Origin of the sequence: Pseudoxanthomonas sp. PXM03 (assembly GCF_014852005.1) — a bacterium.
Classification (GTDB): domain Bacteria; phylum Pseudomonadota; class Gammaproteobacteria; order Xanthomonadales; family Xanthomonadaceae; genus Pseudoxanthomonas_A.
The window spans coordinates 822,701-846,512 of sequence record NZ_JACVAU010000001.1 but is presented as its reverse complement, the minus strand read 5'-3'; the positions used below and the strand labels follow the sequence as shown (position 1 = coordinate 846,512).

Annotated in this window: 17 protein-coding genes; 13 read left to right on the top strand and 4 right to left on the bottom strand. The window is 65.4% G+C overall.

Going from position 1 to position 23,812, the window contains the following annotated elements; all coding sequences use genetic code 11:
* The first annotated feature begins 50 nt into the window (after positions 1-50).
* The 3 genes from IB223_RS03795 (at position 51) to IB223_RS03785 (ending at position 4,523) form a co-directional block, all read left to right on the top strand.
* Entirely contained in the window at positions 51-1,667 is a 1,617-nt protein-coding gene (locus tag IB223_RS03795) for a peptide chain release factor 3 (RefSeq protein ID WP_192200325.1), read from the top strand.
* Positions 1,668-1,790: 123 nt separating this feature from the next.
* Positions 1,791-2,486: a hemolysin III family protein gene (locus tag IB223_RS03790; protein ID WP_192200324.1), complete on the top strand. Its 696-nt coding sequence runs from the start codon at positions 1,791-1,793 to the stop codon at positions 2,484-2,486.
* Between the two features lie 87 nt (positions 2,487-2,573).
* Positions 2,574-4,523 carry an AsmA family protein gene (locus IB223_RS03785; RefSeq protein ID WP_192200323.1) on the top strand — a complete coding sequence of 650 codons (1,950 nt, stop codon included), beginning with the start codon at positions 2,574-2,576 and terminating at the stop codon, positions 4,521-4,523.
* Between the two features lie 11 nt (positions 4,524-4,534).
* On the opposite strand, the gene IB223_RS03780 is transcribed toward IB223_RS03785, so the two are convergent.
* The 3 genes from IB223_RS03780 to mtgA are packed head-to-tail and all read right to left on the bottom strand — an operon-like array spanning position 4,535 to position 6,733.
* On the bottom strand, positions 4,535-4,963 hold the full coding sequence (locus tag IB223_RS03780; protein ID WP_192200322.1) for a CBS domain-containing protein: 429 nt from the start codon (positions 4,961-4,963) through the stop codon (positions 4,535-4,537).
* Positions 4,923-5,954, bottom strand: a complete 1,032-nt coding sequence (locus IB223_RS03775) for a glycosyltransferase family 2 protein (RefSeq protein WP_192201237.1) — start codon at positions 5,952-5,954, stop codon at positions 4,923-4,925. Before IB223_RS03775 ends, IB223_RS03780 begins: the two co-directional genes overlap by 41 nt.
* 5 nt (positions 5,955-5,959) lie before the next feature.
* Positions 5,960-6,733, bottom strand: a complete 774-nt coding sequence (gene mtgA / locus IB223_RS03770; protein WP_192200321.1) for a monofunctional biosynthetic peptidoglycan transglycosylase — start codon at positions 6,731-6,733, stop codon at positions 5,960-5,962.
* Positions 6,734-6,857: 124 nt separating this feature from the next.
* On the opposite strand from mtgA, the gene IB223_RS03765 reads away from it, so the two are divergent.
* From IB223_RS03765 to IB223_RS03720, 10 genes are all read left to right on the top strand, one after another.
* Entirely contained in the window at positions 6,858-7,754 is an 897-nt protein-coding gene (locus IB223_RS03765; protein WP_192200320.1) for an Hsp33 family molecular chaperone HslO, read from the top strand.
* A gap of 118 nt (positions 7,755-7,872) precedes the next feature.
* Entirely contained in the window at positions 7,873-8,736 is an 864-nt protein-coding gene (locus IB223_RS03760; protein WP_225590920.1) for a hypothetical protein, read from the top strand.
* Between the two features lie 292 nt (positions 8,737-9,028).
* Positions 9,029-11,701 (top strand): TonB-dependent receptor, encoded by a 2,673-nt coding sequence (locus IB223_RS03755; RefSeq protein ID WP_192200319.1) that lies wholly within the window; start codon positions 9,029-9,031, stop codon positions 11,699-11,701.
* A gap of 141 nt (positions 11,702-11,842) precedes the next feature.
* Positions 11,843-12,517: a TIGR02466 family protein gene (locus IB223_RS03750; RefSeq protein WP_192200318.1), complete on the top strand. Its 675-nt coding sequence runs from the start codon at positions 11,843-11,845 to the stop codon at positions 12,515-12,517.
* Complete coding sequence (locus IB223_RS03745) at positions 12,487-13,497, top strand: class I SAM-dependent methyltransferase (RefSeq protein WP_192200317.1); 1,011 nt, start codon at positions 12,487-12,489, stop codon at positions 13,495-13,497. Before IB223_RS03750 ends, IB223_RS03745 begins: the two co-directional genes overlap by 31 nt.
* Complete coding sequence (locus IB223_RS03740) at positions 13,494-15,440, top strand: tetratricopeptide repeat protein (protein ID WP_192200316.1); 1,947 nt, start codon at positions 13,494-13,496, stop codon at positions 15,438-15,440. Before IB223_RS03745 ends, IB223_RS03740 begins: the two co-directional genes overlap by 4 nt.
* Positions 15,441-15,485: 45 nt before the next feature.
* On the top strand, positions 15,486-16,874 hold the full coding sequence (locus tag IB223_RS03735) for a putative 2OG-Fe(II) oxygenase (RefSeq protein WP_192200315.1): 1,389 nt from the start codon (positions 15,486-15,488) through the stop codon (positions 16,872-16,874).
* Between the two features lie 213 nt (positions 16,875-17,087).
* Complete coding sequence (locus tag IB223_RS03730; RefSeq protein WP_192200314.1) at positions 17,088-19,958, top strand: TonB-dependent receptor; 2,871 nt, start codon at positions 17,088-17,090, stop codon at positions 19,956-19,958.
* An 81-nt stretch (positions 19,959-20,039) separates the two neighbouring features.
* Positions 20,040-21,866, top strand: coding sequence for a tetratricopeptide repeat-containing sulfotransferase family protein (locus IB223_RS03725; RefSeq protein ID WP_192200313.1), 1,827 nt, complete (start codon positions 20,040-20,042; stop codon positions 21,864-21,866).
* Positions 21,867-21,870: 4 nt separating this feature from the next.
* The gene (locus IB223_RS03720; RefSeq protein WP_192200312.1) at positions 21,871-22,464 is read left to right on the top strand and encodes a 2OG-Fe(II) oxygenase; all 594 of its coding nucleotides are present in this window, start codon (positions 21,871-21,873) and stop codon (positions 22,462-22,464) included.
* An 8-nt stretch (positions 22,465-22,472) separates the two neighbouring features.
* Here IB223_RS03720 and IB223_RS03715 read toward each other — a convergent pair whose 3' ends face one another.
* Positions 22,473-23,768 carry an aspartyl/asparaginyl beta-hydroxylase domain-containing protein gene (locus IB223_RS03715; protein ID WP_192200311.1) on the bottom strand — a complete coding sequence of 432 codons (1,296 nt, stop codon included), beginning with the start codon at positions 23,766-23,768 and terminating at the stop codon, positions 22,473-22,475.
* Between the last annotated feature and the right edge of the window lie 44 nt (positions 23,769-23,812).

The following is a 23,812-nucleotide window of genomic DNA, read 5'->3' as shown; positions in this document are numbered from 1 at the left end:
ATAATCGCGCCCCTCCCCGCTTCCTCTGCGCCCGTCCGGGCGCCCGCCCCATGTCCGATCCGAAAAGCGCAGTGGCCTCCGAAGCGGCGCGCCGCCGCACCTTCGCCATCATTTCCCACCCCGACGCCGGCAAGACCACGCTGACCGAAAAGCTGCTGCTGTTCGGCGGCGCGATCCAGATGGCCGGCTCGGTCAAGGGCCGCAAGGCCGCGCGCCACGCGACCTCGGACTGGATGGCGCTGGAAAAAGAGCGCGGCATCTCGGTCACCTCATCGGTGATGCAGTTCCCGTACGAGGGCAAGATCGTCAACCTGCTGGATACGCCGGGCCACGCCGACTTCGGCGAGGACACCTACCGCGTGCTCACCGCGGTCGACAGCGCGTTGATGGTGATCGACGTGGCCAAGGGCGTGGAGGAACGCACGATCAAGCTGATGGAAGTCTGCCGCCTGCGCGACACGCCCATCATGACCTTCATCAACAAGCTGGACCGCGAAGGCAAGGACCCCATCGACCTGCTGGACGAGGTGGAAAGCGTGCTCGGTATCCGGTGCGCGCCCGTCACCTGGCCGATCGGCATGGGACAGCGCCTGAAGGGGGTGGTGCACCTGATCACCGGCGAAGTGCACCTGTACGAGCCCGGCCGCAACTTCACCCGCCAGGATTCGACAATTTTCCCCTCGCTGGATGCGCCCGGTCTGGCGGAGAAGATCGGCGAAGAAATGCTGGCGCAACTGCGCGACGAACTGGAACTGGTGCAGGGCGCCAGCCACCCCTTCGACAAGCAGGCCTACCTGGACGGCAAGCAGACGCCGGTGTTCTTCGGCTCGGGCGTCAACAACTTCGGCGTGCAGCCGCTGCTGGACTTCTTCATCGAACACGCGCCGTCGCCGCAGCCGCGCGAGACCACCGGCCGCGAGGTGCAACCGGAGGAGAACAAGCTCACCGGCTTCGTCTTCAAGATCCAGGCCAACATGGACCCGCAGCACCGCGACCGCGTGGCGTTCATGCGTGTGTGCTCGGGCCGCTTCGAGGCCGGCATGAAGACCTTCCACGTGCGTACCGGCAAGGAAATGAAGCTGGCCAACGCATTGACCTTCATGGCCAGCGACCGCGAGATCGCCGCCGAGGCCTACCCCGGCGACGTGATCGGCATCCACAACCACGGCACCATCTCCATCGGCGATACGTTCAGCGAAGGCGAAGCGATCAGCTTCACCGGCATTCCCAACTTCGCACCGGAACTGTTCCGCCGCGCGCGCCTGCGCGACCCGCTCAAGCTCAAGCAGTTGCAGAAGGGCCTGGCGCAGTTGAGCGAAGAAGGCGCCACCCAGTTCTTCCGCCCACTGATGAGCAACGACCTCATCCTGGGCGCGGTGGGTGTGCTGCAGTTCGATGTGGTCGCGTACCGCCTGAAGGACGAATACGGCGTGGATGCGTCGTTCGAGAACGTCAGCGTGGCCACGGCGCGCTGGATCCGCTGCGACAACGCGAAGAAGCTCGAAGAGTTCCGCGACAAGAACGCCATGAATCTGGCCCTGGACGCGGCGGGCCAGCTGGTCTACCTGGCGCCGACGCGGGTCAACCTGCAACTGGCGCAGGAACGCGCGCCCGACGTGGCGTTCCTGGCGACGCGCGAGCACGCCCACAGCGTGGACCTGGGCTGACCAGCGGCGGGAAGCCGGTGCGGCATGCCGTTGAGGGCTCCAGGCCAAACTGGAGCCCCTTCATCCACCGACCATGAGCGCCCTACCCATGCATCAGGTGCTGCATTGCGGTAACGTTGCCGCATGTCGGATTCCTCCCCTCTCGAGACCCTGCGCGCCAGCAAGCGGGCGGATCACCTGATCGATATCCGCGACGAGATCGCGAGCGCCCTGACGCACGGACTGGGTGCCGTCGCCGCACTTGCGGGCGGCGCAGTGCTGATCACGCTGGCGGCCATCCACGGCGACGGCTGGCAGCTGGGTGCCTCCATCGTGTTCGGCGTGACGCTGCTCCTGCTCTACACGGCCTCCACGCTGTATCACGCCATCCAGCACCCGGTGGCGAAGGGACGGCTGAAGGTCTTCGACCACTGCGCAATCTACCTGCTCATCGCAGGCACCTACACCCCGTTCACCCTGATCGGGTTGCGCGGCCCATGGGGTTGGGGACTGTTCACGGCCATCTGGACGCTCGCCCTCGCCGGGGTGATCTTCAAGCTCTTCTATACCGGCCGCTTCAAGCTGCTCTCCACGATCATCTACATCGCGATGGGATGGCTGGTGGTCGTGGCGGTCAAGCCGCTGCTGACCTCCGTCGACCCATGGACGCTGGGATGGATGCTGGCTGGCGGCCTGTTCTATACCTTGGGCACCTTCTTCTATCACCGCGAATCGATCCGCTATTCGCATGCCATCTGGCATCTTTTCGTCATCGCGGGCAGCGTCTGCCACTTCGTGGCGGTCACCCAGCAGGTGCTGACGCCGCGCCTGGCGCCCTGAACCGGCCCTCGACGTTCGTGTCCCGCACATGAACCGGCGGGCACGCACTTCGCAATGCATGAACACGCGGCACGGGACGATGGGGCCATGGACGAAGCGCCCTCCCCACGCAGCCGTTTCGCTCTACGCACGTTGACGCGCACCCGCGCGCTGGTGCTGGGCGCGCTGGGCGCGTGCCTGGTGGTGCTGGTGCTGCTATTTCAATGGAACTGGCTTCGCGGCCCCATCGAACGCATCGTCACTTGGCAGACCGGACGCAGCTTCGAGATCGCAGGCGATCTGGACGTGGACCTCGGGCGCGTGACGACATTCCGTGCGGACACCCTGAGCGTCGGCAATGCGCCCTGGTCGAAGGTCCCTGTAATGGCCGCCGCAGACCGCGTCGAACTCAGCGTGGAAATCTGGCCGCTCCTGTTCAAACGGGAAACACGCATCACGGACATCAGGCTGACGAAGCCGCACCTCCGGCTTGAAACCGGGCCCGACCGCAAGGGCAACTGGGTGTTCGGCGACCGCGATGGCGAAAGCCGCATCGTCTACCGGGCGCTCTGGATCGACGACGGACGCCTGCTGTTTCTCGACCCGGCACGCAGGACGGACGTGGACGTCCGGCTGGCAAGCACGCCGGGCGCGACGCCTGCGGATTCGCCCCCGGTCGACATCGAAGGCAAGGGCCGGTGGTCCGGAAACCGGTTCACCCTCGCCGGCCAGGTGGCCTCGCCTCTGGCACTGCGGGAGACCGACAAGCCTTATCGTATCGATCTCCGCGCGACTGCAGGCGCTACCCGGGCGCACGCACGCGGGACACTGCTGGATCCGTTCCGCCTGCGCGACTTCGACCTCAAGCTCATGCTCGCGGGGCAGAACCTGGAAGACCTGTTCCCGCTGATCGGCGTGGCGACGCCACCCACACCGCCCTATCGCCTCGATGGCCGCTTCACCCGCGACGGCAACACCTGGAACTACGATGGATTCACCGGCGTCGTCGGCGACAGCGACCTGGGTGGCTCCGCCAGCGTGACGGTCGGCCGCGATCGCCCTCTCCTGAAGGCAAACCTCGCATCGAAACGGCTCGACTTCGACGATCTCGCGGGTTTCGTGGGTGCCCCGCCACAGACCGGTGGCAGCGAAGCCGCCAACGCCCAACAACGTGCCGAGGCCGCCGCACTGGCCGCCGACGCCCGGATGCTGCCCGACACGCCCTACAACCTGGCGAAGCTGCGCGCGATGGATGCCGACGTGCGATGGAAGGCCCACCGCATCAATGCCCCCGGCCTGCCCCTCGATGACATGGATGCCCACCTGCTGCTCGAAGGCGGCCTGTTGCGCCTGGAGCCGCTGAACTTCGGTGTCGCGCAGGGCGACATCCGTTCGCAGATCCGCATGGATGCGCGCAGCAGCCCGATCCGCACCCAGGCCCGCATCGCGGCGCGCGGACTCGACCTGGGAGAACTTTTCCCGCGGGCGGAACTGACGAAGTCCGCCATCGGGCGCATCGGCGGCGATATCTCGCTGACAGGCACCGGCAATTCGATCGCCGCCATCCTCGGCAGCTCCAGCGGCGACGTCGGCATCGGCATGGGACGTGGCCAGATCAGCAACCTGCTGATGGAACTGGCCGGCCTTGATATCGCCGAGGCGTTGAAGTTCCTGGTGACGAAAGACCGCACCGTGCCCGTCCGCTGCGCATTCGGCGACTTCACCGTCAAGGGCGGCGTGATGCAGGCACGCGCGCTCGCGTTCGACACCACCGATACGCTCATCGTCGGCAAGGGCCAGATCAGCCTGAAGGACGAGACGCTGGACCTGGAACTGCGTCCAAGGCCGAAGGACCGCAGCATCCTGGCGTTGCGCTCGCCGCTGGTGGTGGGTGGCACGTTCAAGGACCCGTCGTTCCGTCCCGACTTCAAGCGACTCGGCCTGCGCGGCGCCACCGCGCTCGCGCTGGGCAGCATTGCGCCGCCGGCCGCCCTGCTGGCGACGATCGAAGTGGGTCCCGGTGAAGACAGCGGCTGCGGCGGGCAGTACGCGAAGTAGCGGCGTCGGCCTCAGCTGGCGATGTAGCGCTGCAACTGGTCCAGTTCGACCTGCTGGTCCTCGATCACGGCCTTGACCAGGTCACCGATGGAAATCACGCCGACGATCGCCTCACCCTCCACCACCGGCAGATGACGGATGCGATGCTCGGTGACGATCTGCATGCAGTGGTCGACACTGTCGTCGGGACGCACCGTCACCACCCTGGCCGTCATGATGTCGCGCACCGGCGTGTTGGATGAAGACCGTCCCTGCAGCACCACCTTGCGCGCATAGTCGCGCTCGGACACGATGCCGCAGAGTCGCGCGCCCTGCATGGCGAGCACCGCGCCCACGCCCTTCTCCGCCATCAGCTTGATCGCATCGAGGACGGAGGCATCGGGAGAAACCGAAAAGACTTCAGGGGTCTTGGACCCCAGCAACTGACGAACCGTGCGCATGGCGATCTCCGGAATGGGGAGCGGGTCGATCTGGCACGGGCAAGGATACTCCTGCCGCCGCCGGTTGCCACGCGTCGACCAGGTACAGCGGACGCTGCTTGGATTCCTCGTACAGACGGCCCAGGTATTCGCCGATCAGTCCCAGCGCCACCAGCTGCGTGCCGCCGAGGAACAGGATGACCACCATCATGGTCGGCCAGCCCGCGACCGGATCCCCGAACAGGAACGCCTTGGTCACGATGTAGATGGCGAACGCGAACGCCATCAGTGCCGTGAGCACGCCGATGTACGTCGCAACCCTCAACGGCGCGGTGGTGAAACTGGTGATGCCCTCCAGCGCGAAGTTCCACAGCTTCCAGAAACCGAAGCTGCTGCTGCCGGCCACCCGAGCTTCGCGATGGTAGGGCACTGCCACCTGGTTGAATCCGACCCAGCCGAACAACCCCTTCATGAAACGGTGCCGCTCCCGCAGTTCGCGCAATGCGGCAAGCGCACGCGGCGAGAGCAGGCGGAAGTCGCCGGTGTCGGCGGGGATGGGTGTCTTCGACAAACGGCCGATCACGCGGTAGAACGCATGCGCCGTGGCGCGCTTCAGCCAACCCTCGCCGTCGCGCGCGATCCGCGTGCCGTGCACGTTGTCGTAACCGGCCTGCCACTGGCGCACGAATTCGCCAATCAGCTCCGGAGGGTCCTGACCATCGGCATCCAGGATCAGGGCCGCACCGATCTCTACCCGATCCAGTCCCGCCGTCAGCGCCGCCTCCTTGCCGAAGTTGCGTGAAAGCCGCAAAGCGGAAACGCGCGAATCCGATGCCGCCAACGCGCGCAGCACCGCCCAAGTGTCATCCCGGCTGCCATCATCCACGTACAGGACGCGACCTTGCACCTCCGGGATCGCATCCAGTGCCGCCATGATGCGCGGATGCAGCAGCGGCAGCGATAGCGCTTCGTTGTAGGCAGCCACCACCACGGTGACTTGCCACGTGCCCACAGCGCTCATCGCAACGTCTCCAGATAGGCCGTCCCGCCAATCTGGCCGACCTGCCTTTGGATGCGTCGTGCCTGGCGCTGCACGTAGGGGCCGGGTTTCTGCGCGCTGTAGCGGCGCGGCGCCGGGAGCACCGCGGCCAGGCGGGCGCTTTCGGCGGGTGTCAGGCGTGCCGCATCCTTGCCCCAGTAACTTCGTGCCGCAGCCTGGCCGCCGTACACGCCATCACCGAATTCCGCAACGTTCGCGTAGACCTCAAGGATGCGATGCTTCGGCCACAGGATTTCGATCAACACCGTGTACCAGGCCTCCAGCCCCTTCCGCGCCCAACGGGTGACGGCATGACGGCCTTGCCACAGGAACAGGTTCTTGGCGACCTGCTGGCTGATGGTGCTGGCGCCACGCAGTCGCGTCACCGGCCGGCCGCGCTTTTCGGCACGCTCGACCATCTTGCGGTTGTGTGCGCGGGCCTTCTCGATGGCGGCCAGGTCGAACCCCCGATGGACGGCGAAGTTCTGGTCTTCCGCCGCCACCATCGACACCGGCAGGCTGGGGGCGATGCGCTCCATGTCACGCCAGTCGTAGGCAATGCGGAAGCCCCATTCCCCCTGTCCCCAGGCTTCGAACATCCGGGCCGCCATGAACGCGGTGAACGGCGGATCGACGAACCTCAGCACCGCGACCTGCAGGATGCTGGCGGCCGCGAACAGGAACGGCAGCGCGAGCAGCCAGCGGAACCAGCGACGCGGTCGCCGCGCCTTGGCGGCCGTCGGCACATTCATCGGGCCATCCCGAGCTTGAGGATGGTCATGGTTGCCCCCATCGTGGCGTTTCCCTTGGCGGATTCGTACGGCGCATTATGCCGAGACGCTCCGCCCGACCGCACTTCCCCTGTATGGATCTCCCGTGACCGCCGACGCCACCGCCGATACCCTGACCCGATTCCTGCTTCCCGCTGCCGGCGTCCGTGGCGTGGCCGTGCGCCTGGACGATGCATGGCAGGCCGTGGCCGGACAGGATGCATATCCGCCGGCCGCCCGCGAACTGCTGGGTGAAGCCAGCGCTGCGGCAGTGCTGTTCACCGGCCACACCAAGGTGGATGGGCGTTTGTCCATCCAACTCCGCAGCAGCGGCGCCCTGCGTACCCTGTTCGCAGAGTGCACGGCGGCTGGCACCGTACGCGGCATCGTTCAGATGCCGGAAGAACAGGATGCCCCGCGCGATCTGCGCGACCTGGGCGACGACGCCCTGCTTGCCATCACCATCGAGAATCCCGGACTGGATCCCCGCGAACCCCAGCGCTACCAAAGCCTGGTCGGGCTTCAGGCCAGCCGCCTGGCAGAAGCCTTCGAGGACTACTTCCGCCAGTCCGAACAACTGCCTACGCGACTGTTGCTGTCCGCTGACGGCGAGCGCGCCTGCGGTCTGATGCTGCAGAAGCTGCCGGGTGACGAGGGCGACGTCGACGGCTGGAACCGGGCGGGCGCCCTCTTCGATACCCTCGGCGAAGCCGAACTGCTGGCGGTCCCCACCCGGGACCTGCTGCACCGCCTGTTCCACGAGGAAGCCCCGCAAATACTGACCGAACGCCCAGTTCGGTTCGGATGCTCTTGTTCACGCGAACGGGTTGAGAGCATGCTGCAGTCGTTGGGGGAGGAGGAGGCGACGGCCGCACTGGCCGACGGGGTGGCTGAAGTCCGTTGCGAGTTCTGTGGGCAACAGTATCGATTCACGCCCTCGGACATCGCGGAACTTTTCAGTCCGCACCCGGTCGAAGTCGAGGCGCCGCACCGCCTGCAGTAGTCCGGTCAACAACCGGACGCCCCGGGGACTTGTTAAAGAAACATAAACGGCATAGCATCGGTTCCCCTTCGGGAGGGGAACTCCAGGTCGTCCTAGGAGTCTGAAGCGAGCCATGAATCTGCGTAGCCTGTCACTGTCGCTTGCCCTGCTGCTCGCCTCCGGCGTGGCAGTGGACGCGCATGCGCAGAAGAACACGCGCAAGCCGGCCGCCGATGCCCAAGCCACTGCCCTGCCCATCTGGAACAACGATGGCAAGGTCGAGGCCGTCCTGTTGCTCGAACCCACGGGCCAGGCGGAGGCCGGTGCCCGCTGGCGCATGGGCCGCAATTCACTCACCACGGCATTCGGGCTTGAAAGCGGCGATGCGCTTGGGCTGGTCTGCAATCGCAAGGCCGGGGTGGTTGGCAACATCGGCAACCTGGCGAGCCACTGCATGCTGGCGACCCTGGACGACGAGGACGAAGCAACGTCCAGCCAGCGCATCAGCGCGTCTGCAGTCCTCAGCCGCCCGGGCGGCAAGCTCGGTCTTTCGGCCGGCACCGGCCGCGACACGCTGCCGGCATGGCTGTCGTCCGGCCGCGGCACGGGTCGGGTCGAACAGAACGATCTGGCCGTGTTCGGGCAGAAGAACATCGGCCGTGAGGGCTTCGTCTCCATCGGTGGAGCGGTCGCCAAAGCCACCTTGGTACCGGCTTCCGACCTGCCGGCATTCGCGGAACGGTGGAACAGCCGCAGCCTCACCGTTGGCGGCGGCTACGGCCCGTTCAGTGCAAACATCATTGGTCGCGTCATCGACGTGCCTGGCCAGCCTGGCAAGTTCGAGGGCCTGGGCCTGGGCCTGACCTGGCGTACCCCGTGGAGCGGACAGCTCACCGTGGGTGCCGAGAACGTCATCACCCGCGGCAAGAATCCGTTCTCGTTGACCAACGACAACGCCGACGAAGGCACCGTGCCTTACGTCCGGTACGAGCAGGACCTCTAGTCCGCCACTACCTCCTGCGGCTCGCCCCAGCCGGAGGCGCACGGCCCTGTGCCTGCGTATGGACAACCCCGATTCGCCCCCTCCAGCACCATACGGGCACGCGTGGCGGCTGAATTGTGTGCGCCATCTCACAAAAACGTAACAAAACTTACGTCTCTCCCCTCTCAATCTTCACGCGGGTTTAATTCCCGTTAAAAGCCGACTAGTATCCGGTCACCCCCTCGTTTCGTGGTCACCCTTTTGACCGCCTCGAGGGACACCTTGGGATACCCCTTACGGGAGAGAGAGAGAAATGAACTGCAAAACCACGAAGCTTCGTGACGCGATTTCGTTCGCGCTCGCGGTCGGTGCTGTATCGGCCACGGGCGTGGGCGCTGCCTTCGCTCAGGAAGCCAGCAGCGATCAAACCACGACCCTCAATCGCATCGAGGTGACGGGTTCGCGCATCAAGCGCACCGATATCGAAACAGCAGCGCCGATCACCACGATCACCCGTGCGGACATCGAAGCGGCAGGCGAACTGTCGGTCTCCGACTTCCTGCGCAACAACGTCTACAACTCGTTCGGCTCCACGCGCGAATCTTCGGGCTCGGCCACGGGTTCGCAGGCCACCATCAACCTGCGCGGCCTGGGCTCGGCATACACGCTGGTCCTGATCGACGGCCGTCGCATGACCAACTCCGGCGCCCTGTCCGGCGGCGCGGCCAACATCAACATGATCCCGACCTCCGCGGTCGAGCGCATCGAGATCCTGCGCGAAGGCGCCGGCGCCGTGTACGGTTCCGACGCAATCGGTGGCGTGGTCAACATCATCCTGCGCAAGGATTATGAGGGCATGAACGTTACCGCCAGCTACGAGACTTCGTCCGAAGCCGGCCCTGATGGCAACACCCTCAGCGTCTCGGGTGGCATCTCGTCCGACCGCGGCAACGTCACCTTCGTGCTGGACCACCAGCAGCGCGACATGATGTTCAACCGTGACATCCGCGACAAGATTCCCGCTGCGCTGTGGACCGCGGGCCTTAGCCCGTACAACTCCTCGGCCACCTTCCTGGGCAGCGCCGGCCTGCAGAGCGTTGCCAACTGCGACCAGTTCGAGAACAGCATCCGCATCAGCCCGACCCGCTGCGCATTCGACCACGGTGCCACCTCGGCCAACGAATCGTCGCTGCGTCGCAATGCCCTGTTCGTCAATGGCAACTACAACCTGACCGAGTCCACGCAGTTCTTCTTCCGCGCATTGAACTCGGAAACCCGCAGCCTCGGCGTCTATGCCTCGGCGCCGGTCGACAACGGCGGCCGCGGTCCCGGCCTGCTGCCGACCATCTCGGCCACCAATCCGTTCAACCCCTTCGGCCAATCGGGCACGATCTACTATCGTTTCACCCCACTGGGTACGCGCGACTCGATCCGCCAGGACAAGCAGCGCGAGTACATGGTCGGCCTGAATGGCAGCAATGAATGGTTCGGCGGCGCCGACTGGGAAGTCAGCCTGGGCCACGGCCTCAACTCGCAGAACAGCATCAACTACAACTACGGCATCGGCAGCACGCTGCAGCAGTTGATCGACTCGGGTTCGTTCAACCCCTTCGATCCGACCCATGCAAGCGTGGCCGCCAACGCCGGCCGTATCGGCCACACCGTGTTCGTGGAATCGCAGATGCGCTCGGTCACGGGCGATGGCCATATCAGCTTCGACCTGTTCGAGATGCCGGCCGGCGCTGTGGGCTTCGTGACGGGCTTCGAGTACCGCGATGACCGCTTCACCCAGACCTACGATGCTCAGAGTGCGGCACGCAATGTGTTCGGCTCCGCGGGTGCGGGCGGCGAAGGTGAGCGGGCCTACTATGCAGCGTATTTTGAAGCGTTGTTCCCGATCTTCGAGTCCCTGGACGTGACCCTGGCAGGCCGTTACGACAGTTACAACGATCTGGGCAGCAAGTTCTCCCCGCGCGTGTCGCTGGAATTCCGTCCGCTGGACGAACTGCTGTTCCGTGGCAGCTGGGGCAAGGGCTTCCGTGCACCGACCCTGGTCGACATGTACGGTGACAGCTCCAGCACCAACCTGAATAGTCCGCCTGTCAACACGCTCAGCCCGCCGCATGCCGGTGGTGACGAACTGGCGTGCGCAGCGCTGACGGCCGTCCGTACCGCGACCGGCAATGCTGCGTACCAGCCCTACCCGGTGAATCCCTGCACCTCGTCGGGTCAGTACACCTGGCTGGTTTCGTCCAACCCGAACCTCACCCCGGAAGAGTCCACCAACTGGGGTCTGGGCGTGGTGTGGAGCCCGACTGCCGACCTGTCGTTCGCGCTGGACTACTACGACGTTGAACTGGAGAACGTGATCGGCACCGTGCCGCGCGCACTGGCCTTCCGCAACGGCGATGCCGGTGTGCCGGGCTACGGCGTCACCCGTGGCGCTTCGATCATTGCACCCAATGGCACCGTACTGCCGGGCGCTCCGAACCTGATCCTGCTGCCGACCGACAACGGCGCACTGCAGACGGCACGGGGCCTGGACTTCGAGGGCAGCTGGCGCTTCCAGACTGACAGCTTCGGTACGTTCCACACCAAGTTGGCCTGGTCGCATCAGCTCGAGTATGACTTCACCCCGATCGCGGCAGGCACCATCGAACGCGCCGGCACGGCAACGTTCCCGGAAGATCGTGGACAACTGGCCCTCAACTGGACCGGCGGCATCTACAACTTCGGCGTGATCACCAACTACATCGGATCGAGCTCCAACGGCACCGCAGCAACCACGCTGCCGTCGTGGACCACGTTCGATGTGCAGGCCGGCGTGAGCCTGCCGTGGAAGGCGAAGATCTCGGTCGGCGCGCGTAACGTCACCAACAAGGACGCGCCCATCAACAACGCGCTGTTCGGCTTCCCGTTCTACAGCAACACCCTGTACAACATGTACGGCCGCATGATGTACATGAAGTACGAGCAGAACTTCTGATCTGATCAGAGGCTGTGAACCGGACCCAATCCATCGGGTCCACGCGATGCCCCCTAACGGGGGCATCGTGCTTTCAGGGCCATGCCTTCCGACATGATGGTGGCGTGGCATCATTCGCGGACCGCACGATGGGACGCCCGCATGGCAAGCAACGAGATTCAGGCGCAGGTCTTCCCGCTTTACGCGGTGCCGATGCTGCAATGCCAGATCGCCGACGCTTCACGGCTCAATGCTGAACTGGCGTCGTTGTTCCTTCGCCTGGAAAGCCAGGGCGACAAGCATCGAGACCCCATACGCCGGGACACCCAGTACGGCATCTTCGAGAGCCACTTTTTCCTGCACCAGCGCCCGGAGAGACCGATCCAGGAACTTTTCGGTTTCCTGCGCGCGTCGTTGCAGACCTTCATCCAGGGCATCAACCAGCTGTCCGACGAAGACATGGCCAACATCCACCTGGACATGCATTCCTGGTTCCATGTCACGAGGAAGGGCGGGTTCCAGAGCCTGCACAACCATCCCAACGCGAGTTGGTCCGCCATCTACTGCGTCGATCCTGGCGATGCGAGTGCACCGGAAAGCGGTGCCGTGCGATTCCACGATCCCCGGACCGGTTGCGACATGTACCGCGACCCATCCATCGAACGCATGCAGACCCCCTATCGTATTGGCCCGTGGCAGTTGAACCACAAGCCCGGCCAGATGATCGCCTTCCCTTCCTACCTGCTGCACGAAGTGTTTCCCTACACCGGTGAGCGCCCCCGGATCGTCGTTGCACTGAATTCCTGGTGCCGCTGGAAGAACGTGCCTGCGCCGTGAGCCACGAACACACCATGCCGACTGGACCCGCGCCCCTCGAAAGCGATGCCTGGAGCAGGCTCTGGCGCGCCGGCGTGCTGCACTCCTGTTCCACCGCCATCGAAGGGAACTACGACGGCGAGATCGCGGCATTCTGGAATGCCCGCTTCAACGGTCTCCAAGCACGGCAGCGGGTGGTGGACGTCGGCACCGGCAACGGCGCATTGGCCCTGCTCGCCAAGCGGCATGCCGCGCAGCGTGGCATCGACTTCGATATCCATGGTGTGGATGCGGCGGATATCGACCCTCCGCGCTGGGCATCCGGCGCGACGTCATTCGACGGGATCACCTTCCATGCCCGCACGCGTATGGAGGACCTGCCTTTCGAAGCGGGCAGTGTCGCGCTCGTCACGTCCCAATACGCCTTTGAATATTCACGCACGCGGGAACCTGCGCTGCAGGAGATTTTCCGGATCATCGGGCACGCGGGCACGGCGGCGTTCCTGCTGCACAGCTCGGATTCGCTGATTTCCATGACGCTGCGCCAGCAACATGAAGCGTGCGCCCTCTTGTTCGACGAAACCCGGATCCTCGACCTGGCGCACCAGTGGGTTTCGAGCCTGGCTGTGTCGCCGGCTTCGAGCCAAGGCACCGCGCAGATCCAGCAGGCCTTCCAGTCGGCGTCCACCCGGCTTGTCGCCGCCGCCTCGGCGCTTCCCGAGGCAGCGATCCTGCGCAAGGCATTCCACTACCTGCACGCCACGCTGGAACAGGCGCAAGGTTCGCCATGGCACGCGCTGCAATATCTTGCGAATGCACGCGATGACCTGGAAAACGAACGTACGCGACTGCAACACCTGGCCAGCGCCATCATGGACCTGCGGGAACTCGAGGGCCTGCATCAACAGTGCATTGAGGCAGGTTACGCATCATCCATCCTGCGCCCCCTCGACCAGGCCGCTGGCAGCCGCATGGGCTGGACCCTCGTCGTCTCGCCATGACGGACGCCGAGCAAGCGCGCCGTTCGCATGCGGCCGGGGATACCGTCACCGCAGGCATCCATTACGAACGCGCCCTCGCGGCGGATCCTGCGAATGCCGCACTCCTGTTCGACTACGCGCTCCTGCTCATGCAGACAGCGCGAGCCCAGGATGCGGCGAAGATACTGACGGAGGTCAGGCGCCTCGCGCCCGACGACCCCCAGGTGCTGCTCGCGCTGGCCGCGTGCCTGCGCGAGGGCGGCACCGTCGAAGACGCGATGCAGGCGGCGGACGAAGCCACCCGGCGTTTGCCGCATGACGCGATGGCCTGGATGCTGAAGGGAAGCATCGACGTCCGGGCGGGCGAGTATCCGCGCGCGGAGATCTCGCTGCGGCGCGCCCTTTCGCTAGCGCCAGGATTTGGCGAAGCCTGGCATTACCTTGGGGAGAGCCTTCATCAGCAGCAACGCTGGGAAGAGGCCATCCACGCCTACACGAGAGCCTCGGCCGAGCAGCCGGGAGAGATCTACAACATCGCGATGTGCGCCGAGCAGTCGGGGAACCTGGAACTCGCACGCAGTGGCTACCAGCAGGCGTGCCGCATCTATCCCGATCGTCCGGACATCCTTCTTCGCCTGGCGCAGACCGAAGCACGACTCTGCGAGTTCTCGAGCGAACATGAAACGCTTGAGCGGTTCCGGCGCCTGGTCGCCGATGGCATTCCACGCGAGCCCGTTCTCGAGGCGTTCCCGCTCACGTATCTCCCGTTGGAGAGCGCGTTGGTCCAGTCCGCCCTGAACCACTACATGGAGGCTGTTTCCGCGCGCACGGCTGCCCTTGTCCGACTCGCGCCTGCAGCCCCGGAACCCATTCCCGCCGGCGGCAGGATCCGGATCGGCTATCTCTCCGCGGACCTGGGCATGCACGCCGTGGGGCAACTGGTGGACGATGTGTTCCGCCTCCATGCGCGGGAACGATTCGAGGTCTTCGTCTATTCCCTCCGCCGGCACGATGATGCGGTGGCGTCGCGGATCCGCGAGAGCAGCGATGTGTACGTGGAGTGCGGGGATATGGGCGTCGCTGGCGTCGTCGAGCGTATCCGGCAGGACGGCATCCACGTCCTGATCGATCTGAACGGACCTACCACGGGCGCACGCCTGGAAATCCTGGCGTCCCGTCCCGCAGCCCTGCAACTCGGCTGGCTTGGCTTCCTTCATGCCCAGCAGGCGCGCTGGCTGGACGCCATCCTGCTCGATGAACACGTACAACCGTCAACGCACGCCTGGCCCTTCGACGACCGTGTCGTCCGCCTTCCGGTAAGCGTCTTCCCTCCTCCCCCGCGGGTTGGCGGTCGCAGACAGCGCGAACGTTTCGGCCTGCCGGCGGAGGGAAGCGCGGTCCTTGCCAGCTTCAACAACAGCTACAAGCTGGACGCAGCGCTGGTGGCGGCATGGCTCGAGATCATGAGGCTGGCGCCGCAGGCCACGCTGATGGTGTATCTGCCTCCTGTAGCCCGGCCGGGCTTTCTCAGGCATTGGAGCGCCATCGGCGGCGACCCTTCCAGGCTCATGGTGGTCGACGCCCTTGCACCGGAAGATCAGGCCGACCGGGCGGCGAGCTGCGACCTGATGCTCGACGCCTTCCGCTATCAAGGTGGCGCCACCACACTCGATGCGGTCGCCAGCGGACTGCCGGTACTCTGCCGCGCGGGGCAGACCCCACCCTCACGCCTGGGTGTCAGTGTCAACCGGGCCCTCGGGCTGGAAGAACTCGTGGTGGCGGATACCACCGAATATGTGGAGCGGGCCGCCTGGCTCGCGAACCATCCCGACGAACTGGAAGCGCTGCGCCATCGCGTCGCGACGGCCGTGCGGGAAGGCGTCCTGTTCGATGCAAGACGCTCGGCAGCGGGAATAGAAGCGACCTGCGAGCGGATGCTCCGGGAGAAAGGCATCCTTGCCTGACGGACCATTCCCTCCGTTCGGCAGGGTCCAACCGGTATCCACGAGATGACGAACGAACATTCCTCCATCGAAGAACTGATTTCCCGGGCGCGCGCGGCGTTGCAACAGGGCCAGATCGGTGAAGCGATCCGGCTTTACCGCCTGTGCCTGGAAGCGGGGGCTCCCGTCGCCAGCGAACTGGCCGGCGTGCACTACCAGGCGGGCAACCTTGCCGCCGCGCGGGAGGTGCTGGATCGCGCCATCGCGCAGGCACCGGGACTCGATGACTGGTACTTCCAGCGCGGCCTGGTCCTGATGGGATTGAGCGAGCCGGCACAGGCCTGCGCGGATTTCGACCACTTCATTTCGGTGTCGCCCAGCTTCGCACCGGCCTACTTCCAGCGTGCGCTGGCCCACCTCGGCCTGCACCGGCTCGGCGAGGCCCTGGACGATTTCCGGCACGCCACGCAGCTACAACCCGACATGGTGGATGCCTGGGTCAACATGGGCATCCTGCTGCTGCGGAAGGGCGATGCGGCCGACGCCATCCACGCACTGCGCGCCGCGGAACTGCGTTCGCCCGGACAACCAGCGATCCTGCACGCGCTGGCCAGCGCCTACGATGGCGCGGGAGATGTTCCGTCTGCGCTGCAGCTCTATTCGCGGCTCGAACCCGCAACGTCGTCCAATCCCGAGTTCCTGACCAACCACGCCCTGTGTCTTCTGCGGGGACATCAGCCCGACGCGGCCTACCGGCGATTCGAGCGCGCACTCGCGCTGGCACCGGGAGACCAGACCGCCCTGGCAGGCCTGTACATCGCAGCCAACGAGCTTGGCCGCCACGACGAGGTGGATGCGCTGATGGACTTCGCCGCATTGCTCGGCGTGACGACACTCGACACCCTTCCCAAGACCGCACGGGACGGATTGCGCGTGGCCGTCGAATCCCATCCCGAGCTCAACTGGGAGCCGGCCGGCCGTTCAACGGTGCGCGGCCAGCAGAGCATCATGCTCGACCTGACGGAAGGGTCCCCCTTCCATGCGCTTGGCGAGGCGGTGTCCGAAGGGGTTACCCGCCAGATGGCGGCACTGGCCGCCAATCCCGGGCTGGCAACGCATCCCTGGCGGCTTGCCATGCCCCGGCGCTGGCGCTTGCAGATGTGGGCCACCGTTCTGCACGAAGGAGGCCACCAGACGCCCCATATCCATCCGGCCGGCTGGATGAGTGGCGTCTTCTATCTGGATGCGGGCCAGCCCACGGCGACGGACAGTGGTGCCATCGTGTTCGGGCATCCGCAGCCCGAGTTTGCCCGGAGCGCGCCTCCCCGCAGCCTCCAGCACGTTCCCCGCACAGGTGAAGTGCTGCTTTTCCCTTCGTACTTCTTCCACCACACCGTCCCCTACAGCGGCCCCACCGCGCGCATCAGCCTGGCGTTCGACGTCATCCCCACCTGATCCCCGCCGAATCTGGGGCTTTCACCCGTTCATCACGCGCATGAATAGAGGGAAATGGAAATTTCTCCCGCCCGGGCCTGCCAAAGCGCCTTAACGACTCTTTAATTCTCCCGGCCGCGCGTCTATGATCGGGTCACCCCAGCATTTTGGTAGCCGTATTTGGCTTGCCAGCCGGGTATCCCTAGGGCGTAACAGACCTCATCTGGAGAGAGAATGAACTTCAAGACCACCAAGCTGCGCGAAGCCATCGGCTTCGTCCTCGCAGTGGGTGCGACCAGCGCTGCCGGCACCGGCCTCGCGTTCGCACAGGAATCCACCACCGAAGGCGCCAAGACCCTGGACGCCATCCAGGTCACCGGTTCGCGCGTTGCCCGCGTTGAAACCGAGACCGCCAGCCCGGTCGTGATCATCGACCGCGCCGCCATCGAACAGACCGGCAAGCTGACGCTGGGCGATCTGATCCAGGAACTGCCCGCCGTTTCCGGCGCCGCCACCAACCCGCAGGTCAACAATGGCGGTGGCGACGGCTCGTCCACCGTGGAACTGCGCGGCCTGGGTTCCGAGCGCACCCTGCTGCTGGTCAACGGCCGCCGCATCGTCAACAACGACCTCAACTCCATTCCGTCCTCGGCCGTCGAGCGCATCGAAGTGCTGATGAGCGGTGCCTCGGCCGTGTACGGCTCCGATGCCGTCGCAGGCGTGGTCAACTTCATCCTGCGCCGCGATTTCGAAGGCCTGACCGCATCGGTCGACTTCGGCATGACCCCCAGCCACCAGGACGGCCAGCGCAGCGGCGGTTCGGTGACCTTCGGCCAGGTGGGCGAGAAGGGCAACATCATTGCCGGCCTGAACTACAACAAGTTCGATGGCATCTCTTCGGCTGACCGTGATTTCTCGAAGGACGCGACCTACCTGTACAGCGGTGCGGTCTCTGTCGCTGGTTCGAGCCGCGCTCCGCGTGGTCGCATCTTCTTCCCGGAAGGCAGCCCGCTGATCGCACAGTACGGCTGCGACAACGTCACCCGCATCCCCGGTGCTGCCGGCGACACCACCGACGATTATCGCTGCTACACGGGTTCGACCGACTCGTACAACTACCAGGCCACCAACCTGATCATGACGCCGCAGGAGCGCACCAATGCGTTCTTCCTGGCGAACTACCAGATCACGGACAACCTGAACGCATTTGCCGAGGTCTACCACAACAAGACTTCGTCGAACTTCGCGATCGCCGCGCTGCCGTTCGACACCTCGTCCGACGGCGTCGTCATCTCCGCCGACAACTACTACAACCCGTTCGGTGTGAACTTCGGGCCGGTCAGCGCCACCGATGACAACCTGTTCCTGACGCGCTTCACTTCGCTGGGCCAGCGTCGCTCCTATTACGACACCACCACCTCGCAGGTCGTCGCAGGCCTGGAAGGCTTCGTCGGCGAAACCTGGAAGTGGGACGCTGCGTTCAACTATGGCCACTACCTGAGCGAGAACACGAGCTACGGCTACGTGTACTACGCGGGCCTGGCCGATGCACTGGGTCCGTCGTTCCTGGACACCGACGGCGTGGTCAAGTGCGGCGCCCCGGGTGCCATCATCGCCGGCTGCACGCCGCTGAACATCTTCAACATCGATGACCCGCAGACCATCGCGACGCTGAGCCAGTACGAAGCACGTCCGTACTACTCGACCATGCGCCAGAACCGCAGCTTCGAAGCCAACGCGAGTGGCGAGTTGTTCAACCTGCCGGCCGGCGCCGTGCAGCTGGCCTTCGGTGCTTCGTGGCGCGAGGAGTACCAGCGCAGCGAAGTCGACTACATCGCCATCGCCAACGAGGAAGGCCGCTGCTTCATCTCGCAGGAAGCCTGTAGCTCGGCGCTGTCCGGCAAGTTCGATGTTTCCGAGGTGTACGGCGAACTGTACGTCCCGATCCTTTCGGAGATGCCGTTCGCGCACCTGCTGTCGGTCAGCATCGGCAGCCGCTACTCCGACTACAGCACCTTCGGCGACACCACCAACAGCAAGCTGCAGGTGGAATGGCGTCCGATCGAGAACCTGCTGTTCCGCGGCACGGTGGCCGAAGTCTTCCGTGCGCCGCGCATCCAGGATCTGTACGCCGGTCCGCAGGGCGACTCTCCGCAGCTGGACGACCCCTGCCAGGGCTACGGCGCCACCGGCGCACCGCGCAACCACGAGAACGCGTGTGGTGCGGGTGCCGGTGCGACCAACATCCCCACCACCGGTATCGGTGCTGCCCCGACGTCCCAGACCAACGGCGTGTGGTCCGGCTCCGTGGCCGCCGGCTTCGACCTGCAGCCGGAAGAAGGCAAGTCGTTCTCCTGGGGCGCGGTCTACGATCCGGAGTTCCTGCCGGGCTTCTCGGTCAGCCTGGACTACTGGCGCCTCTACCTCAACGAGACCATCACCCGCGCTGACGCGCAGACTGTGGTGAACACCTGCTTCAGCAACGACAGCCACCCGTTCTGCGACTTCATCAATCGCCGTTCCAATGGCCAGGTCGACTTCATCCGCGAGCCGATCGTGAACCTTGGCCGCCTGGACACGAAGGGCTGGGACCTGGCGCTGCGCTACCGCCTGCCCGACACCGCGTGGGGCAGCTGGGTGCTCGGCATGGACGCGACGTACATCGCGCAGTACGACAATGACGTGAACCCGCTGGATGACACCGATACGGTCGTGAGCCTCGCCGGTACGTACAACAAGTCGTACGGCAACTACTCGCGCGTCCGCGCCCGTACCTTCGTCAACTGGCAGAAGGGTGACTTCGGCGTTTCCTGGCGCACGCGTTACGTCAGCGGCTTCGAGATCGCCAGTGCGGACGGCGGTTGCAGCGCCGACAGCCCCGAGTACTGCTACTCGGTGGACTTCGACGACTACCTGACCCACGCCATCAGCGCCAGCTACAACCTGCCGTGGTGGAACTCCAAGGTCGAGGTCGGCCTCGACAACGTGTTCGACAAGCAGCCGCAGATGATGTACCAGAACAACGTGCTCAATGCGAACACCGACGTCAACACGTTCGATACGGTCGGCCGCTACCTGTGGGCCCGCTATACGATGAACTTCTGAGTCTAGATTGCACTTTCGTGTACTTGAGCCGCGCGGTGTCCCCGCGCGGCTTTTTCTTTACCGGTTTGCGATACTTCCGGGATGAATCGCAGCTCCATCGCCAGCATCGTTGACGCCTACGAGTCCGGACGCTACGCGGCCGCGCTGACGCTGTGCCGGTCCGCCCTGGAGGAGCAGCCGGAGGATCCGTCGCTGTGGACGCTCATGGGCATGGTCCTGCAGGCACAGGGGGAGTTCTCCGGCGCGGTTGCGGCATACGAACGCATGGCGGCCAGGCATCCGGGGGTGCTCGCGCATTGGGCCAACCTCGGCGCTGCCGCACGCATGGCGGGTGACTACCAGAAGGCGGATCACGCGTACCGGCGTGCAGTGGCGATCGACCCGGGCCGCGTGTCCTTGCTCATCGATCACGGCCTGTTGCTGTTGGAGATGGGGCGACTGGGGGAGGCAAGGCATCGTTTCCTCGACGCGGTGGACTTGGCGCCCGAGTCGGCGGAAGCCCGCATCAACGCCGCACTTGCCTGCTTCGAATGCGGCGATGCGCAGCGTGCAGCGGCGTTGATCCCATGCGAAAGCGAATGGCTAGCCTTACCGCCGGATCTCAAACACGAACTTGCCACGGTCCTTATGCAGGTCGGACGGACCGACGATGCCGAACGGCTGCTGTTGTCCGCCGACTCCGACAGCGTCGGCACGATCGTGCGGCTCGCCCAGTTGCTCGAACGCACCAACCGCATCGCTCGCGCCAGGGAATTGGTCTCGCAGCTCGAACATCGTGTTGAATCGCTGAACCTGCATGAACGCATCGACCTGCTGCAACTGCAGGCGGCCATCGCCATGCGCGACAAGAACTACGCGCAGGCACTGGCTGCATCGAATGCAATCCTGGACCGCACGCCGCACGTGCAGGCCGAGACCACGGCCTTGTTCACGCTCGCCAGCATCGCGGACAAACAGGGGCGACCAGCCGATGCGATGTCCTGCCTCGAGAAGGTCCACGCCATCCAGTTCCGGCTTGCGGCTGACGTCGTGCCGGAGATCGCGCATTCCGGTGCTGAGCCGCTGAAGGTGTCCAGCAAATGGCTGACTGCGGACGAAGGCGCGTTCCGCCACGACCCGCGCGCGCCGTCAGCGGCTGACTCCCCCGTCTTCATCGTCGGCTTTCCGCGCTCCGGCACCACCATGCTGGAACAGATGCTGGACGCCCACCCGCATTACGCCTCGATGGACGAACGCGCCACGCTGCAGCGCTGCATCGAGCGGATGGAAGCGCGTGGCGTCGAGTATCCGCATGGCCTGGACATGCTCGATGGCGCGGCCACCGACGAGCTGCGCGCCGTGTACTGGTCCGAAGTCGCCAAGGTCATCACCCTGCAGCCCGGGCAGCAGCTGGTCGACAAGAACCCGCTCAACATGCTGCGCCTGCCGATGATCCTGCGCCTGTTCCCCAACGCAAAGATCATCCTGGCACTGCGCCACCCCTGCGACGTGCTGCTCAGCTGCTACATGCAGAATTTCCGCTCACCCGCCTTCATGGTCCTGTGCTCCAGCCTGGAGCGGCTGGCGAAAAGCTACGTCAATGCGATGAAGTTCTGGATCCATCACCAGGCATTGCTGGCGCCCGACACGCTGGTGCTGCGCTACGAGGACACCGTCGGCGATTTCCCCGCACAGGTGGAACGCATCGGCAGCTTCCTGGGCATCCAGGACCGCGACTTCCTCGCGCAGTTCAGCCAGCACGCCGCGCGCAAGGGTTACATCAGCACGCCCAGCTATTCGCAGGTGGTGGAGCCGGTCAATGCGCGCGCCGTCGGCCGCTGGCAACCCTATTCGCGCTGGCTGGTCCCCGCGCTGCCCATCCTGCAACCCGTGGCCGACCACTGGGGCTACGACCTCACCGTACGATGACCCCATGAAAGCGCTGGCCGACTACATCCGCATCTACGACGACGCACTGCCGGCAGCGTTCTGCCAGCAGCTGATCGACGGCTTCGAGTCTTCCACGCAATTCCAGGCGCCCAACGGGCGTGGCTACCGGCCGGCGCTGGACGACAGCCGCTGGACCGAGTTGAATCTCACCCGCCTGGCCGATCCCGCCTTCGTCGGGTTCTTCATGACCCGCATCGAGGAAGCCCTGGCACGCTACAACGCAGACCTGTCGCTGACCCTGCCCGTACCGTTGCGCCCGCGCATCGACCGGCTGACGATGAAGAAGTACCGCGCCAATGCTGGCGACGGCTTCCAGCCGCATTTCGATTCCGTCGACGAGGTCGCGGGGCGCTACATGGTGTTCCTGTGGTACCTCAACGACGTACAGGAAGGCGGCAGCACCCGCTTCATGGACCTGGAGGTCGACGTGCAGCCACGCGCGGGGCGGCTGCTGATGTTCCCGCCGTACTGGATGTTCCAGCACGTGGGCAACGCACCGGTTTCGAACGACAAGTACATCCTTTCGACTTACCTGCTGTTCGACAAGCCCGGCAGCCCCGAGCACACGCACGAGTAAGGCAGCGATCAGTCCAGGCCCGCCTGCCTGTTGAATCCGCCGATGGCCTCCACCAGCTGTTTCAGCGCCTGGGTTTCCTCGGGTCTGAGGCGCGGATGCCACGTATCCAGGATCATCACCACGCGCAACTGGCTGCTGTGGTTCCAGGCCTGGTGCAGGTAGGAGTCGTCGAAGGTCACGCAGCGTCCTTCCTGCCAGTCGTGCTGCACCCCGCCCACTTCCAGCGCGCAGTCCGCGGGCACGATCAGCGGCAGGTGGGTGACCACGCGGCTGTTGGTCACTCCATGGTGCGGCTTGATCAGGGTGCCCGGTGACAACAGCGAGAACAGCACCTCCGGCGCGTGCGCGTCGATGCGCGTCAGCGGCACCTGCGCCAGCGCCCGGGCGGTGGCCGGACACGCAGCCAGGTGTTCGGGATAGGCCTGCCCGTGGCGGTGGAAGAAGTACGCATCCCACGCGGCCGCGTCGATGTCCTGCCGGCTCGCCAGGAAATCGTCCTTGCGCGCAGGGCCACTGAAGTCGAGGAAGGGCTGCAATCCGTCGCGCACCTGCAGCACCTGCTGCAGTTCGGCACGGATCGCATCCGTTGCCTGCTCCAGCGCTTCGTACCACGGGAACAATGCACGCTCGAAATAGGGCTCGGGCTGCAGGTCGGGGATGTACAGGAACGTGGGGCGTTGGCGCGGGTCCGGGCTGCCGCCCGGCGCGATGCCCAGATAGGCTTCCAGCGCGCGCGTGACCCGCGACAGCGCCTGTGCGCCGTGCTGTTGCTCCAGTGGCGCGATGGCCGAGAAGAACAGGCGGTGCCGGCCTTCATCGATCAGCCGCATGGCGGTCTTCACCCGCTCCCGCAGCTCGGGCGCGGTGGTCGCATCATTGAGCCATCGCCCCTGCGCCTGCGCCGTGGTCACGGCCCGGAAGTACTCCACCAGCGCCGCATCCGGGTCTCCCGGCTGCAGGCATTCGGCCAGCTGCAGCCGCGCCGGCGCCGCCTCCGGCATGAGCGCCAGGCCCCGCCGCAGCGCTGCAGCGGCGGCCACCGGATCGTCCAGCCGTTTCAGGCAGGCTCCCAGCTTCAGCCAGGCATCGCCATGGTCGGGTTGGGCGTGCACCAGCGCTTCAAGTTGGCGGGCTGCGGCGGCAGGTTGCTGCAGTGCCACCAGGCTGAGCGCGGCCACCCATTGCAGGTCCGGGTCATGCGGATGTACTTCCAGCCCCTGCCCGGCCGCGGACAGCGCGTGTGCGGCATTGCCGGTTGCCAGGTGGCGTCGCGCCTGCTGGACGTGGAATGCCGCACTCGTCATGCCTGCCTCTGTATCACCGGAAACCCGTCCCGATGATACGGGAG